The 15,714-nt window shown below is 62.2% G+C and carries 13 protein-coding genes; 12 read left to right on the top strand and 1 reads right to left on the bottom strand.

Annotation, left to right across the window (positions count from 1 at the left end; all coding sequences use genetic code 11):
• The first annotated feature begins 2 nt into the window (after window positions 1-2).
• Together A4A58_RS07270 and A4A58_RS07265 are read left to right on the top strand one after the other, a co-directional pair.
• The gene (locus tag A4A58_RS07270) at window positions 3-3,131 is read left to right on the top strand and encodes an efflux RND transporter permease subunit (protein ID WP_068730807.1); all 3,129 of its coding nucleotides are present in this window, start codon (window positions 3-5) and stop codon (window positions 3,129-3,131) included.
• A 9-nt stretch (window positions 3,132-3,140) separates the two neighbouring features.
• Window positions 3,141-3,983, top strand: coding sequence for an amidohydrolase family protein (locus A4A58_RS07265; protein ID WP_068730806.1), 843 nt, complete (start codon window positions 3,141-3,143; stop codon window positions 3,981-3,983).
• 26 nt (window positions 3,984-4,009) lie between these two features.
• Here A4A58_RS07265 and erpA read toward each other — a convergent pair whose 3' ends face one another.
• Entirely contained in the window at window positions 4,010-4,357 is a 348-nt protein-coding gene (gene erpA, locus A4A58_RS07260) for an iron-sulfur cluster insertion protein ErpA (protein ID WP_068730805.1), read from the bottom strand.
• Between the two features lie 112 nt (window positions 4,358-4,469).
• Here erpA and A4A58_RS07255 point away from each other — a divergent pair, with 112 nt between their 5' ends.
• From A4A58_RS07255 to serS, 10 genes are all read left to right on the top strand, one after another.
• The gene (locus A4A58_RS07255) at window positions 4,470-5,672 is read left to right on the top strand and encodes a deoxyguanosinetriphosphate triphosphohydrolase (RefSeq protein WP_068730804.1); all 1,203 of its coding nucleotides are present in this window, start codon (window positions 4,470-4,472) and stop codon (window positions 5,670-5,672) included.
• A gap of 166 nt (window positions 5,673-5,838) precedes the next feature.
• Complete coding sequence (argS, locus tag A4A58_RS07250) at window positions 5,839-7,632, top strand: arginine--tRNA ligase (protein ID WP_068730803.1); 1,794 nt, start codon at window positions 5,839-5,841, stop codon at window positions 7,630-7,632.
• 105 nt (window positions 7,633-7,737) lie between these two features.
• Entirely contained in the window at window positions 7,738-9,228 is a 1,491-nt protein-coding gene (locus tag A4A58_RS07245; protein WP_068730802.1) for an SPOR domain-containing protein, read from the top strand.
• 46 nt (window positions 9,229-9,274) lie between these two features.
• Window positions 9,275-10,300, top strand: coding sequence for a beta-N-acetylhexosaminidase (gene nagZ / locus A4A58_RS07240; RefSeq protein WP_068730801.1), 1,026 nt, complete (start codon window positions 9,275-9,277; stop codon window positions 10,298-10,300).
• Window positions 10,297-11,124: a segregation and condensation protein A gene (locus A4A58_RS07235; RefSeq protein WP_068730800.1), complete on the top strand. Its 828-nt coding sequence runs from the start codon at window positions 10,297-10,299 to the stop codon at window positions 11,122-11,124. Before nagZ ends, A4A58_RS07235 begins: the two co-directional genes overlap by 4 nt.
• Window positions 11,125-11,145: 21 nt before the next feature.
• The gene (gene scpB / locus A4A58_RS07230; protein ID WP_068730799.1) at window positions 11,146-12,243 is read left to right on the top strand and encodes an SMC-Scp complex subunit ScpB; all 1,098 of its coding nucleotides are present in this window, start codon (window positions 11,146-11,148) and stop codon (window positions 12,241-12,243) included.
• Between the two features lie 141 nt (window positions 12,244-12,384).
• Window positions 12,385-12,624 (top strand): twin-arginine translocase TatA/TatE family subunit, encoded by a 240-nt coding sequence (locus A4A58_RS07225; protein WP_068730798.1) that lies wholly within the window; start codon window positions 12,385-12,387, stop codon window positions 12,622-12,624.
• A gap of 85 nt (window positions 12,625-12,709) precedes the next feature.
• Window positions 12,710-13,234, top strand: coding sequence for a Sec-independent protein translocase protein TatB (gene tatB, locus A4A58_RS07220; RefSeq protein ID WP_068730797.1), 525 nt, complete (start codon window positions 12,710-12,712; stop codon window positions 13,232-13,234).
• On the top strand, window positions 13,231-14,043 hold the full coding sequence (gene tatC, locus A4A58_RS07215; RefSeq protein WP_068730796.1) for a twin-arginine translocase subunit TatC: 813 nt from the start codon (window positions 13,231-13,233) through the stop codon (window positions 14,041-14,043). The genes tatB and tatC overlap by 4 nt, the downstream gene beginning before the upstream one ends.
• A gap of 133 nt (window positions 14,044-14,176) precedes the next feature.
• Entirely contained in the window at window positions 14,177-15,700 is a 1,524-nt protein-coding gene (gene serS, locus A4A58_RS07210; protein ID WP_068730795.1) for a serine--tRNA ligase, read from the top strand.
• Window positions 15,701-15,714 lie beyond the last annotated feature (14 nt).

Below are 15,714 nucleotides of genomic sequence, written 5' to 3'. Positions count from 1 at the left end.
ACATGACCCTCTCGGAGCTCTGCATCCGTCGCCCTGTGATGACCACGCTCATCACGGCGACGATCATCGCGTTTGGCATTTTTGGTTTCCGGCTGCTGCCGGTGTCGGCGCTTCCGAAAGTGGACTTTCCGACCATCGCGGTGACGGCGACGCTGCCGGGCGCCAGCGCCGACACGATGGCGGCCTCGGTCGCCGGCATCATTGAGCGTCAGCTCTCGACCATCGCTGGTATCTCTTCGATGTCGTCGAGCTCGTCGCAGGGAACGACCCAGATCATCATTCAGTTCGATCTCAACCGCAATATCGATGCGGCGGCGCTGGACGTGCAGACTGCGCTGACGATCGCACAGCGCCGGTTGCCGATCGAAATGACGATCCCACCGAGTTTCCGCAAGGTGAACCCCGGCGATTTCCCGGTGCTGTTCATTGCGCTGAGTTCATCGACGCTGCCGCTCTCGGCCGTCAATGAGTTCGGCGATATCACCATCGGACAAGCGCTGTCGCAGATTCCCGGCGTGGCGCAGGTGCTGATCTATGGCACGCAGAAATTCGCCATTCGCGTACAGGCCGATCCGGAGGCGGCGGCTGCACGAGGACTGTCGCTCGAGGACATCCGCACGGCGGTGTCGCGCGCCAATTCCTCAACGCCAGTTGGAACTCTGAACGGACCGAAGCAGGACATCTCGTTGCAGGCATCCGGACAGATGTCCAAGGCCGCCGACTATGGCCAGGTCGTTGTCGCTTGGCGCAACGGCTCGCCGGTCAAGCTGAACGAAGTCGCCAAGATTTATGACGCCGTCGAAAACGACAAGGTCGCGACCTGGTTGAATGGCGAGCGCGCCATCGTGCTGGCGATCCAGAAGCAGCCCGACGCCAACACGGTCGCCGTGGTCGACGGCGTCCGCGCCAAGCTGCCGTCGCTGCGTGCGCAATTGCCGCCATCGGTCGAAGTCAATATGATGATGGACCGCTCGATCTCGGTCCGCGAAGCCGTCGCCGACGTCGAGGAGACATTGCTGATCGCCGTTGTGCTGGTGATCTTCGTGATCTTTCTGTTCCTGCGCTCAGCCTCCGCGACCTTGATTCCCGCGCTGGCGGTGCCGATCTCGATCTTCGGCACATGCGCCGCGATGTATATGCTGGACTACTCCATCAACAACATGACGCTGCTGGCGTTGACCCTTTCCGTGGGCTTCGTGGTCGACGACGCCATCGTCATGTTGGAGAATATCGTCCGGCACATCGAACTTGGCATGAAACCGTTCGACGCGGCGCTGAAGGGCGCGCGCGAAATCGGTTTCACCATCGTCTCGATCACCTTCTCGCTGATCGCGGTGTTCATTCCCGTGCTGCTGATGGGCGGCATTGTCGGCCGCGTGTTCCGTGAATTCGCGGTGACGATCGCGGTGGCGATCATCGTCTCCGGTTTCGTGTCGCTGACGCTGACGCCTATGCTCTGCGCGCGCGTACTCAAGGCGCACAATCCCGAACACAAGGAAAATTTCATCCTACGCGGTTTCGAGCGCATATTTGCGGCCTGGCTGCGCGGTTACGAATGGGCGCTCGATCGCGTGCTCGCACACAAGGGCATCATGCTGGTGGTGACGCTCGCGACCCTCGGCGGCACTGTCTATCTCTACAACATCGTACCGAAGGGCTTCTTTCCGCAGGAGGATACCGGGTTCCTGACCGGTACGACCGAAGCCGCAACCGATACGTCCTTCGAAGCGATGAGTGCGCGGCAGCAGGCGCTCGCCGATCTGCTGAAATCCGATCCTGCCGTCGAATACATCAACAGCACCGTGGGTTCCGGCGGTCCGAATGCGACGGCGAATTACGGTCGTCTGTTCGTCGCGCTGAAACCGCGCAAGGATCGTGATCCCGCACAGGTGGTCATGGCGCGGCTGCGCCAGAAGTCGCTGGCCGTTCCGGGCCTGCAGGCCTTCTTCCAGAGCATCCAGAACCTGAACATCGGCGGCCGTCCGTCGAAGAGCCAGTATCAATATGTGCTTCAGGGCAGCGACACCGACACGCTGTATCGCGTGTCGCCGGAAATGCGGGATCGCATCGCCAATGTGCCGGGCCTGCTCGACGTGACGACAGACCTGTACATCAAGAACCCGCAGATGACGGTCGATATCGATCGCGAAAAGGCGGCGGTCTACGGCGTCACCGTCGATCAGGTTCGTAACCAGCTCTATAATGCGTTCGGCTCGCGCCAGGTCGGCACGATCTATATGCCGACCAACGACTATCAGATCATCCTGGAAGCACAGCCGCAGTTCCGGATCGATCCGAGCGATCTCTCCAAGCTTTATATGAAGACGTCGAACAACCAGACCATTCCGCTGAGCGCGGTCGCGCGTCTGGTGCCGACGGTCGGGCCGCTGCAGATCAACCATCAGGGCCAGCAGCCGGCGGTGACGATCTCCTTCAACCTGGTGCCCGGCTATTCGCTGGGCTATGCGGTAGACCAGATCACGCAAATCGAGGCGGACTCCAAACTGCCGGTGACCATCGCCACGGGCTTCTCGGGTACCGCGCAGGTGTTCCAGGATTCGTTGCGCGGGCAGGGCGTGCTGATCCTGGCTGCCGTGTTCGCGGCTTTCGTGATCCTCGGCATCCTCTATGAGAGCTTCATCCATCCGATCACGATCATCTCCGGCCTGCCATCGGCGGGTATCGGCGCGATCCTGACGCTGATGCTTTTCAAGATGGAAATGTCGGTCATCGCCATGATCGGCATCGTCATGCTGGTCGGCATCGTCAAGAAGAACGCGATCATGATGGTCGACTTCGCGCTCGAGCGTCGCCGCGTCGGCCTGTCGGCCGAACACGCGATCCGCGAGGCTGCGCTACTGCGTTTCCGCCCGATCATGATGACCACCTTCGCGGCAATCTTCGGCACGCTGCCGATCGCGCTCGGTGCCGGTGCCGGCGCCGAATTGCGCCAGCCGCTCGGCGTTGCAGTGGTTGGCGGTCTGTGTGTCTCGCAATTGCTGACGCTGTTCATCACGCCCGTGATCTACATCTATCTCGACCGCATCGACCGCAAGCTGAAACGCAAGCTGCAGCCGCAGCTCGACGAAGAAGATCACGATGATCGTCCGCGCGTCGTGGCAGCGGAATAGGGTGTCTTAATGCTGGTGAGAACACTCACTGCGGCCGCTCTGCTGGCCGCGCTTGTTGCTGCGCCGGCGCGTTCCGACGACCGGATCGAAATCTTCGACGCCCATATGCACTACAACTGGGAGCCGAAGCCGTATTACCAACCCGACGAAGTGCTAGAGGTTTTCAGGAAGAACCGCGTCACCGGCGTTCTCGCCACCAGCCGCCCGAATACCGGCACCCATGTGCTGATGGACGACAAGGCGAAGGGCAAGGCCGGCGATCTGCAGGTCGTGCCGTTCATCCGGCCATATCGTGTGCGCGCCGATATCGGCAGCTGGTTCAACGATCCCGTGATCTTCGATCTGGTGCAGGAGGAGTTCAAGCGCGGCTACTATCGCGGCGTCGGCGAATTCCATCTGACAGGCAAGGCGGCCGATACAGAGATGGTCAAGAAGACCGTCGACTTTGCGGTCGCCAACAATCTCTATCTGCACGCCCATGCCGACGACGAAGCGGTCGAGATTCTGATGCGGCATAATCCGCGTGCGCAGATCATCTGGGCGCATACCGGCTTCAGCCTCGCACCGGACCGGGTCGCAGCGATGCTGGCAAAATATCCAAAGCTCTGGGGTGAGTTATCCTATCGCAGCGGCATCGTGGACGGATCAGGCAAACTGACGCCGCAATGGCGCGTGCTGTTCGAGCGCTACCCCGATCGCTTCTTGCTGGGCTCCGACACTTGGGTGCCGGAACGCTGGGCGAGCTATGGCGATATCATGGATGGCTATCGCGCATGGCTGGCGCAACTGCCGCCGGCGGTCGCTAAACAGATCGCGCACGGCAATGCGCGGGCGCTGTTCGCCGAGAAATAGACCGATCTAAATGAGCCGAATAGAGGTCAGATCGAGAAGCTGGTCCCGCAGCCGCAGGACGCCGTCGCGTTCGGATTGACGACGCGGAACGAGGCGCCGATCAGGTCATCGACGAAGTCGAGTTCGGAACCGGCCAGGAAGGGGGCGGAAGAGGGGTCGACCAGCACGACGGCACTGTCGCGTTCGATCAGGATATCGTCCTCCGCCTTGGCGCGCTCGACGTCGAATTTGTACTGGAAGCCGGAGCAGCCGCCGCCTTCGACCGACACGCGGAGCATGGCGCCGTTGCCTTCGGTCTTGAGGATCTCGCCGATCCGGCGCGCAGCACGTGCGCTGACGGTGAGAGGGGCCTCGGTGACTGCAGTGTCGGTCATATCTGGCTCTCCGGGCAGGATTCGAACCATTTGAATCTGCCGCTTCCCATAGTTAAGTGCGGCAGGCTCAGGAATCAATTGGATCAAGGATAAACACGCCGTGTCGGTTGGAATGGCTGCTCCCCGCGCGCCCTATGCCTGCGACCCCGATCGCAGTCGCGGACGGCTGTTTTCCGAGGCTCCGAGCCGGACCCGCAGCGCGTTTCGCCGGGATTGCGACCGGGTCATCCACTCGACTGCGTTTCGCCGGCTCAAGCACAAGACCCAGGTCTTCGTGTTCCATGAGGGCGATCATTACCGCACCCGTCTCACCCACACGTTGGAAGTGGCGCAGATCGCCCGCGCCGTGGCCCGGCAACTGGGCCTCGACGAGGACTTAACCGAGACCCTGGCGCTGGCCCATGACATCGGCCATCCGCCGTTCGGCCATGCCGGCGAGCGGGCGCTGGACGCCTGTCTCGAGGCCCATGGCGGCTTCGATCATAACGCCCAGACCCTGCGTCTCGTGACGTCGCTGGAGCATCGGTATCCCGAGTTCGATGGCCTCAACCTGACCTGGGAAACCCTCGAAGGCATCGTCAAGCACAACGGGCCGCTGACGGACGCGTCGGGCGCCCCTGTGGGACGTTATGCCACCCATGGCGTGCCGTTCGGGATCACCGAATATGACCGCACCTTTGATCTGGAGCTGTCGAGCTTCGCTTCGCTGGAAGCTCAGGTAGCGGCGATTGCCGATGATATCGCTTACAACGCTCATGACATCGATGACGGACTGCGCGCAGGGCTGTTCACCATCGATGACCTCAAGGCGATGCCGCTGACGCAAGGCATGATCGCAGAGATCGATGGGCGCTATCCCGGTCTCGACGAGAGCCGCCGCGGCGCCGAACTGGTGCGCGAGCTGATTTCCTATCTGATCGGTGCGGTCGTCGGTGAGACGGAACAACGACTAGGCGCGTTGTTGCCGAAATCCGCGGAGGATATTCGCCGCTGCGGGCGCAAGCTCGTTGCGTTTCGTGCCGACGCGGCAGAAGCCGAGGCCGGGATCAAGGCCTTCCTCTGGCAGCACATGTATCGCCATGAACGCGTCATGCGGGTGATGGTCGAGGCCGAGTGTCTCGTCACCGATCTGTTCGCGCGCTATCAGCGCGCGCCCGAGGATCTTCCCCCGGAATGGCTGCCGCCCGAGGGAGCCGAGCCGGAATCGGAGGGCGAACAGGCGCGCCGGATCGGCAATTTCATTGCCGGGATGACCGACCGTTTTGCCATCACGGAACATATCCGGCTCTTTGACTCGACCCCCGAATTGCGTTAGGCGATCCCCGTAAGTGCCTTTCGGGGCTGCGAAATCTGCGATTTTCAGAAGTCTGTATCTGTTTGAAATCAAACAAGTGCAGCGGAACGCATACGAAACCGCTATCCATCCTTGATGCAATCCAGCCGGGAACAGTCCCGGCGCAAGTTCTGGTTCCTGTACGATCATGGCCACATCCGCTCCGACCCCGCATCTGTTTGCTAACGTGCTCGCGCGTGTTCATGCGATCTGCAACGCTCTCGTCAGTGAAGGCGTGCTGCCCGTAGGCATCGATCTGTCGCGCGTCGTCGTCGAGCCGACCAAGGATGCGTCCCATGGCGACATGGCGAGCAATGCCGCGATGGTGCTGGCGAAAGAGGCGAAAGCCAAGCCGCGCGATCTGGCTGACGCTATCGCTGCGAAGCTGCGCGAAGACGATCTGGTGACGTCGGTGGATGTCGCCGGACCCGGCTTCATCAATCTCACGCTGAAGTCGTCCGCCTGGGCCGATGCGCTGCGCGCGGTGTTGCGCGACGGTGCCTCGTATGGCCGGAGTGCGGTCGGAGCCGGTGAGAAGGTCAATGTCGAATACGTGTCGGCCAATCCGACGGGACCGATGCATGTTGGCCATTGCCGCGGCGCCGTGTTCGGCGATGCGCTGGCGAGCCTGCTCGATTGCGCCGGTTATGATGTGGCCCGCGAATATTACATCAACGACGCCGGTGCACAGGTCGACGTGCTCGCGCGCTCGGCGCATCTGCGCTACCGCGAGGCGCTCGGTGAAGCCATTGGCGACATTCCGGAAGGCCTGTATCCCGGCGACTATCTGGTGCCGGTGGGACAGGCGCTCGCGGCCGAGCACGGCGCTGCGCTGAATCAGATGCCCGAGGACAAGTGGCTGCCGATCACGCGCGCCAAGGCCATTTCCATGATGATGGAGATGATCAAGGGCGATCTCGCCGCGCTGAACATCTCCCACGAAGTGTTCTTCTCCGAGCGCTCGCTGATCGCAGGCAGCACCGATATGGTCGGCGCGACCATCGATTTCCTGCGCGCCAAGGGCGACGTCTATGAGGGCCGGTTGCCACCGCCGAAGGGTAAGCCGATCGACGATTACGAAGACCGCGAGCAGACCCTGTTCCGCGCCACCGCCTATGGCGACGATGTCGACCGTCCGCTGCTGAAGTCAGATGGCGGCTACACGTATTTTGCGTCCGATATCGCCTATCACAAGACCAAGTTCGACCGCGGCTTCCTCAACATGGTCGACGTCTGGGGCGCCGATCACGGCGGCTACATCAAGCGCGTGCAGGCGGCGATCAAGGCGGTGACGGCAGGGAAGGCCGAGCTCGACGTCAAGATCGTGCAGCTTGTGAAGCTGCTGCGCAACGGCGAGCCGGTGAAGATGTCGAAGCGCTCCGGCGATTTTGTCACCCTGCGCGAAGTGGTTGACGAGGTCGGCTCCGACGCCGTGCGCTTCATGATGCTGTTCCGCAAGAACGACGCTGTGCTGGATTTTGACCTCGCCAAGGTGATCGAGCAGTCCAAGGACAATCCGGTTTTCTATGTCCAGTACGGGCATGCCCGCGGCCATTCGATCTTCCGCAATGCGCGGGAGATGCTGGCCGACCTGCCTCTGGAAACCGAGGCGCGCACTGCCTATCTGAAAGACGCGGTGATGGAGCGGCTCGACGATGTTACCGAGCTGGGCCTGATGCGGCAGTTAGCATTGTACCCACGGATGATAGAATCTGCGGCCACGGCGCACGAGCCGCACCGCATCGCTTTCTATCTGTATGATCTCGCCAGCGAATTTCATGCGCTCTGGACGCGCGGACGCGATATGCCTCATTTACGCTTCATTATCACTAATGATGCAGAACTTACTAAAGCGCGATTGGCACTCGTCCAGAGCGTCGTCTCAGTCCTGGCTTCGGGCCTCGCCGTTCTCGGCGTTACCGCGCCGGACGAGATGCGGTAGACAGGGGACGGCCGCTCACATGGGGATCTGTGGGTGGTTCTTGATAGCAGCTGTTTCGTTTGAAAAGCGGGTTGGCGGCTTTCCCGAAGGGGATGCGACATCACAATGGCTAATCGATACCAGAACCGACCTTTCCCAACGGATGACGATTACGGCCGCGACGCTCAATCGCGGACGAAGGGCGAGGGCGATCCGCTCGCCGAACTCGCGCGGCTGATCGGGCAAACCGACCCGTTCGCGAGCAACAGCCGCCCGGCGCCCGCGCCGAGCCAGGCTGAACCGGCCTATCAGGACGAGCCGGAATATGAGGAAGAACCCGCGCAGCCCGGCCCGCCGCCGTGGATGCAGCGTGCAGCAGCCCATGAGCCGCAGCAGCAGGAATTCGAGAATCTTCATCCGGTGCAGCGTTACGGCGCTCAGCATCAGGAGCCGCAGCATCTGCAGCCGGAGGCCGATTATCATCAGGCGCCGGCATTTGCCGCGCATACGGATCATCAGGCGCAGGATTATCAGGGCCAGTACGACCAGGCTCACGCGCCGCATGATCCCAATCGTTATGACGATGCGCTGTATGGCCACGCCGATGGCGCAAAGGCCCAGCATCCGCACGACGATCAGTACCAGGACGATCCTTACGCCTATCAGGACGGCTATGCCGAGCAGGAAGAGGCGCCGAAGCGCCGCGGTGGCATGGCGACCGTAGCGGTCGTGCTGGCGCTGGCCGTGGTCGGTACCGGTGCTGCCTTCGCCTATCGGACGTTTATGGGATCGGCGCGCACCGGCGAACCGCCGGTGATCAAGGCCGAGCCTGGTCCGAACAAGATCGTCCCGCCGTCGGCAACAGCCGCGGCCGACGGCAAGCCGATCCAGGATCGTCTCGGCGGCGCAGCTCCCGAGCGGCTGGTGTCGCGCGAAGAGCAGCCCGTCAATGTGCAGGACGCCACCAAGGCTGGTCCGCGCGTGGTGTTTCCGCCGCTGAACCAGAACGCTAACCCGCCATCGACGGCCAGCGTGTCGCCATCCAACAAGCCGATGGTCGGCAATGGCGCGATGCAGGGCGATGAGCCCCGCAAGATCCGTACTTTCGCCGTCAAGGGTGACCAGTCCGACGCTGCGGCCACACCTGCCGCCCGTCAGGCGCCGGCCCGCATCGCCGCTCCGGCAGCGGTTCCTGCAGCCGCGCCCGCTGCGGCACCGCGCGCGACCAACGCCAATGCCAACGCATCGGTCAATGCCCCGATGTCACTGTCGCCGCAGGCCGCGCCTCCGGCTGCAGCCGCTCCTCCGGCGCCCTCGCGTATGGCCTCGACCAACCCGACCCAGCAGGCGCCCCCGGTCGCCCCCGGCGGCGGCTATGTGGTCCAGGTATCGTCCCAGCGGTCGGAGGGCGATGCGCAGGCGTCGTTCCGTGCCCTGCAGACCAAGTTCCCCTCTGTACTGGGATCGCGGGCTCCGCTGATCAAGAAGGCCGATCTTGGCGACAAGGGGACCTATTATCGGGCCATGGTCGGACCGTTCGGCTCGCAGGACGAGGCCTCGCAGGTCTGCGGGAACCTGAAATCTGCCGGCGGACAGTGCGTCGTCCAAAGGAATTAACGGCCGTTTCCTTGACCCTGGGCGTTGATGGGGGCTAATCGGCCCCATGAGCACGCGCGCATTTATCACCGGTGTATCTGGTCTGGAGCTGACCGCTGAAGAGCGCGCATTCCTGCGCGCGGAACGGCCATGGGGCTTCATTCTCTTCAAACGTAACGTTGATAATCCTGCCCAAGTTACTCGACTTGTGGAGGAATTGCGCAGTGCGACCGGCGATCTGGATGCGCCTGTCCTGATCGATCAGGAAGGCGGCCGTGTGCAGCGTTTGGGACCGCCGCATTGGCCGGCCTATCCGCCGGGCGCGGTGTTCAGCGTGCTCTACGACGCCGACCCGGAAGCAGGCCTCAGGGCCGCCTGGCTGAGCTCACGGCTCATTGCGAGTGATCTTGTGGACCTCGGCATCACCGTGGATTGCCTGCCGCTGGCAGACGTCCCCGTGGAAGGCGCCGATGCCGTCATCGGCAATCGGGCCTATGGCACCGAGCCCGGCAAGGTGGCGATCATCGCCCGTGCCGTGACCGAAGGTCTGTCGCAGGGTGGTATTCTACCAGTGCTCAAACACATTCCCGGCCATGGTCGGGCCACGGCCGACACCCATTTCAAATTGCCGATCGTAGATAACTCGAAGAGTGAGCTCGAAGCTTCTGATTTCGAAGCATTTCGTCTGCTCGCTGACCTACCCATGGCGATGACTGCACATGTTGTGTTTAGCGCTCTGGACGCCACCCAACCGGCCACGACTTCTGCGACAATCATCGAACAGGTGATTCGCGGCAGTATCGGGTTCCAGGGTTTGTTGATGAGTGATGACGTGTCCATGAATGCTCTGGCGGGATCGATTGCGGAACGCACGCGCGCGATCGTCAGCGCCGGGTGCGACATGGTCCTGCATTGCAACGGCAAGCTGGACGAGATGCGCGATGTCGTGAGCGAGACCCCGGTTCTGGCCGGGAAGGCGCTTGAGCGCGCCAAGGCGGCGGTCGCCGCTCGCCGTCAGCCGCAGCCGTTCGACCGCACCGCTGGCCGCGCGGAACTGGACGCCTTGATCGCTCGAGCAGGAGCAAGTGCATGAGCGCTGAGATTTTGTCGTTTGAAACCGGATTGCCGGCCGAGGTCGTTCCCGACGACGAGCCGTCGCTGGTCGTCGACGTCGAAGGCTATGAAGGCCCGCTCGACCTGCTGCTTGCGCTCGCACGTCAGCAGAAGGTCGACCTGCACAAGATTTCGATTTTGGCGCTGGCCGACCAGTACCTGCTGTTCATCGAAGCGGCGCGGAAGATCCGTCTGGAACTCGCTGCCGACTATCTGGTGATGGCGGCGTGGCTGGCATTCCTGAAGTCGCGCCTGCTGCTGCCGGATACGACCGTGCCGGGCGAGGGCCCGAGCGCCGAGGACATGGCGACCGCTCTGGCCAACCGGCTGCGCCGCCTCGAAGCCATCCGCGAAGCCTCGAACAGGCTGATGACCCGGCCGCAACTCAACCGCGACATCTTCCCGCGCGGCGTTCCTGAGGGCATCGCGGAGATCAAGCATCCCCGTTTCACGGCCACGCTTTACGATCTGCTGTCGGCCTATGCGACCCAACGTCAGGCCCGCGTGCTCACCCGTGTGCATCTGGCGAAGCGTACCGTCTGGTCGCTGAGCGAGGCCCGTGCCTCGCTGGAACGGCTGGTCGGGATGGCCGAGGACTGGAGCCGCCTCGACGAATATCTGCTGGCTTACGTCGCCGACCCCGCGCAGCGCGCGACGGTGATGGCCTCGAGTTTTGCAGCTGCGCTTGAACTGGTCCGTGAGGGCACGCTCGACCTCAGCCAGAAAGAAGCATTCGCGCCTTTGTATTTCCGCAAGCACATCGCCCAGCCTGTGCAGGTGGAGCCGGAAGTTCCGGCCGAGTAAGTGGAAGAAGGAGATCCAGACATGGCAAGCCTCGCCGAGAAACGCATCGACGATGTCGAGGATCAGATCGTGCAGTCCGAGGGACAATCCGAGGTCCAGTCGGAGGCGCGCCCCGAAGAATTGCGCCTGCTTGAAGCGCTGCTGTTCGCATCCACCGAGCCGCTCGACCAGTCCGCGCTGGCCAAGCGCATGCCGGATGGCGTCGATATCAAGGCGGCGCTGGCGCAGTTGCAGGCCGATTACGCCATGCGTGGCGTCAATCTGGTTCGCGTCGCCAACAAGTGGACGTTCCGGACCGCCGGTGACCTGTCCTGGCTGATGACCCGCGAGACCACCGAAACCCGCAAGCTGTCGCGTGCGGCGATCGAAGTGCTCGCCATCGTCGCCTATCACCAGCCGGTGACCCGCGCCGAAATCGAAGACATTCGCGGCGTCATCACGTCCAAGGGCACCCTCGACGTGCTGCTGGAAACCGGCTGGATCAAGCCGCGCGGTCGCCGCAAGACGCCGGGCCGGCCACTGACCTTCGGCACCACCGAGAGCTTCCTGTCGCAGTTCAGCCTGGAAGCGCTGGGCGATCTGCCCGGTCTCGAGGAGCTCAAGGGTACGGGTCTGCTGGATTCGCGTTTGCCCTCCGGATTCAGCGTCCCAAATCCGTCCGACGATCCGACGCTCCGCGAGGACGAGGATCCGCTGGAGGGTGGCGAGCTGGAACTGGCACTGTCGGCGCCCGATCCGGAATTCCCGGAATTGCAGATCAAGGAACCGGAAACCGGCGCCGTCGAATTCGCAGGTGAGGCCCAGGCATTTGCCGAGGCCAAGGCCGAATTCACTGAAACGGCAGATGTCGTGGAGCCAGAGAGCGAAGTGGCCGAGGTCACGGAGCTTGAAGCCGGTGATCTCGACGTGATCGGATCCGAGCAAGGCGAGGCCGAAGCGGCTGAAGTCGCAGAGCCCGAGTCGGATGAAGACGAGACCGCTGAGCCCGAAACTGCCGAACTCGACGACGATGAAGACGATGCCGACGACGCGGAAGATGACGAGGACGATCAGGACGAAGATGAGCCGGATGACGCTGAGCCGGACGCAACCGACCGGGACAACGACCGCAAGCACTGATCGCGGCATTAACGCTCGCGGCATTGCGCCGCGACATCCGCGATTCCACGAGGGTTAAGTCCTTGTTTTTGACACCCCCGCAGCCTACGTTCCGGTCAGATCAGGCCGGGTGACTGGCCGCGTGTTTGGAGGGTTAGCAGGATGGGTTCACTCAGCATTTGGCACTGGATCGTCGTGATCGGAGTGGTCCTGCTGTTGTTCGGGCGCGGCAAGATTTCCGACCTGATGGGCGACGTTGCGCAGGGTATCAAGGCCTTCAAGAAGGGCATGGCGGACGACGACAAGCCGGCAGACAAGCCGACCGAGCCGGTCCGCACCATCGACCAGACCCCGCCGGCGCCGACCGCCAACCGTACGGATGTCGGCAGCAAGGTTGTCTGAGGTTCCGAAGGGATTGTCCTGAGGGATCGTGGCGGCCATTGAAGGAGACGCGGGCACATCCAGCCCCGCGTGAGCGGATTTTTTCATGTTCGATATCGGGTGGAGTGAACTGGTCGTCATCGCGGTCGTCGCGCTGATCGCCATCGGCCCGAAAGAACTGCCCGGCGTGCTGCGCATGGTCGGGCAGTGGATGGGCAAGGCCCGCAAGATGGCCTCGGAATTCCAGGGCCAGTTCAACGAGGCGATGCGCGAGGCCGAAATGGCCGACGTCAAGAAGGCTTTCGACGACGTCAAGGACGCCGCCTCCGGCTTCACGACCAACAACATCATGACGTCGCTAACCAAGGACGTCAGCGATGCCATGGCCATCGACAAGGCCGACAATCTCGATACGCCTCCGGCCGTGCCCACCACGCCCGAGCCGCCGACACCCGAGACCTTCGTTGAGGCCGAGACGCATGCGCAGGAAACTGCTGTAGTGAACGAACCACTGGCCATTACCCGGGAAGTGCAGCCGTCGCCGGTCGAAACTCCCGCTGCCGCCCATGATGGCGCAGCAGCCCCCGACGCGGCCAATCCCGACGTTCTGAAGGACGCCAAAGCGTCATGAGTGCCGAAGATATCGAAGCCTCCAAGGCTCCCTTGATGGATCACCTGATCGAGCTGCGGTCGCGGCTGATCAAGGCGCTGCTCGCATTTGCCGTGGCCTTCATCTTCTGCTTCTTCTTCGCCAAGCAGATCTACAACGTGCTGGTCTGGCCGTTCGTCTGGGTCGCCGGCCCGGAGAACTCGAAGTTTATCTACACCGCGCTGCTGGAATACTTCCTGACCCAGCTCAAGCTCGCGATGTTCGGCGCCGGCTTCATCTCGTTCCCGGTGATTGCCGCGCAGATCTACATGTTCGTGGCGCCCGGCCTCTACAAGCACGAGAAGGGCGCGTTCCTGCCATATCTGATCGCGACGCCGTTCTTCTTTGCGCTGGGCTCGCTGCTGGTCTATTTCCTGGTGCTGCCGATGCTGATCCGGTTTTCGCTGGGCATGCAGCAGACCGGAAGCTCCGATACCGCGCAGATCGCGCTGTTGCCCAAGGTCGGCGAATATCTGTCACTGATGATGTCGCTGATCTTCGCCTTCGGCATCGCCTTCCAGCTCCCCGTCATCCTGACACTGCTTGGCCGCATCGGCATCCTGACCTCGAAGCAGTTACGCGAAAAGCGCCGCTACTTCATCGTCATCGCTTTCGTTATCGCGGCCGTGCTGACGCCGCCCGATGTGATCAGCCAGGCCTCCCTCGCGATCCCGCTGCTGATCCTTTACGAAGGTTCGATCATCGCGGTCAGCATGGTCGAGAAGAATGCCGCCAAGGCGGCTGCAGCCAAGGCTGCGGAGACCGGTACAGACGTGACGCCGGCGGAGTAGGGGCGTTCCCAAGCAACACTGCCAATCCATTTGATGTTCCAAATCAGCGGGTTTCGGGGTAGTCAGGGCCGCGTTGACCTCCGCCATTGACGGTGTAGGTCAACATTCCAGCGCCATCGCCAGGACTTTCTCCATGCACGACATCAAATCGATCCGCGACAATCCCGAAGCCTTTGACGCCGCGCTGAAGCGGCGGGGACTGGCGCCCCTGTCGGCATCGCTGCTGGCGATCGATGAGAGCCGCCGCACGGCGATCGGCCATGTCGAGAAAATGCTAGCTCGTCGTAACGCCGCCTCGAAAGAAATTGGCGACGCAAAAAAGAGGAAGGATCACGCGCACGCCGAAGACTTGATGATTGAGGTTACCCAACTGAAGAGCGTTCTTCCCGAGCTGGAAAAGACGCCAAGAGAACTTGAGGCCAAGCTCAATGGCCTTCTTGCTCAGATTCCGAACCTGCCGCTCGACGAGGTGCCGGAAGGCACCGACGAGCACGGGAATGTCGAGCGCCATCACTTCGGTGCCAAGCGCAATTATGCCTTCACGCCAAAGCCGCATTACGATCTCGGCGAAGCCATGGGCTTCATGGATTTCGAGGCTGCGGCCAAACTCTCGGGCGCACGCTTCGTCGTGCTCAAGAAAGGCCTTGCGCGGCTGGAGCGTGCCATCGGGCAGTTCATGCTCGATTTGCATACGAATGAGCACGGCTACACCGAAGTGAACCCGCCGCTGCTGGTGCGCGACGACGCGATGTTTGGCACCGCGCAGCTGCCGAAGTTCGAGGAAGATCAATTTCAGATTGAGATGTATTCGCCTGAGCAAATCGCTACCTATGTCGATAATTTTGCTCAGCAATATGTTCGAGGTGAAGTCGAGCGGTTTATCACGGAGAATGCTGGTAAGATTGAAGAGTTTTCTCGAAGCAAAGACTTTCCGACTATTGAAGCTCTCGTTCAGGCATTTGTCGCTGACGAGAAGGCAGAGGCTAGAGCGCGTGCTCGTCCTAAGATGATCGAGGAATTGAAGCGGTTAGCCGGGGACAATCGCCGTTGGCTCATCCCCACCGCCGAAGTCCCGCTCACCAATCTCGTCCGTGAATCCATCCTCGACGAGAAAGAACTCCCGCTGCGCATGACGGCGCTGACGCCGTGCTTCCGCGCCGAGGCTGGCGCTGCCGGCCGCGATACGCGAGGCATGATCCGCCAGCATCAGTTCACCAAGGTCGAACTGGTCTCGATCACCACGCCCGAGGAAAGCAAGAACGAGCATGAGCGCATGCTGTCCTGCGCCGAGGAAGTGCTGCGCCGGCTTGGTCTGCATTACCGCGTCATGACGCTGTGCACCGGCGACATGGGTTTTGCTGCGCAGAAGACCTACGACATCGAGGTCTGGATGCCGGGCCAGGGCGAAGGTGGCGCTTACCGCGAGATCTCATCCTGCTCGGTCTGCGGCGATTTCCAGGCGCGGCGCATGGATGCGCGCTCGCGCGGGCCGGATGGCAAGCCGCGCTTCGTCCATACGTTGAACGGCTCGGGCACAGCTGTTGGCCGCGCGCTGATCGCGGTGATGGAAAACTATCAGCAGGAAGACGGCTCGATTGCCGTGCCGGATGTGCTGCAGCCTTATATGGGTGGACTCAAAGTCGTCCAGGCCGGCTAGGCGACGTCGCAAGC

This window comes from Tardiphaga robiniae (assembly GCF_001618955.1).
Lineage (GTDB): Bacteria > Pseudomonadota > Alphaproteobacteria > Rhizobiales > Xanthobacteraceae > Tardiphaga > Tardiphaga robiniae_A.
Note: the sequence above shows the minus strand (reverse complement) of the source record. Positions and strands in the feature narration are given on the sequence as shown.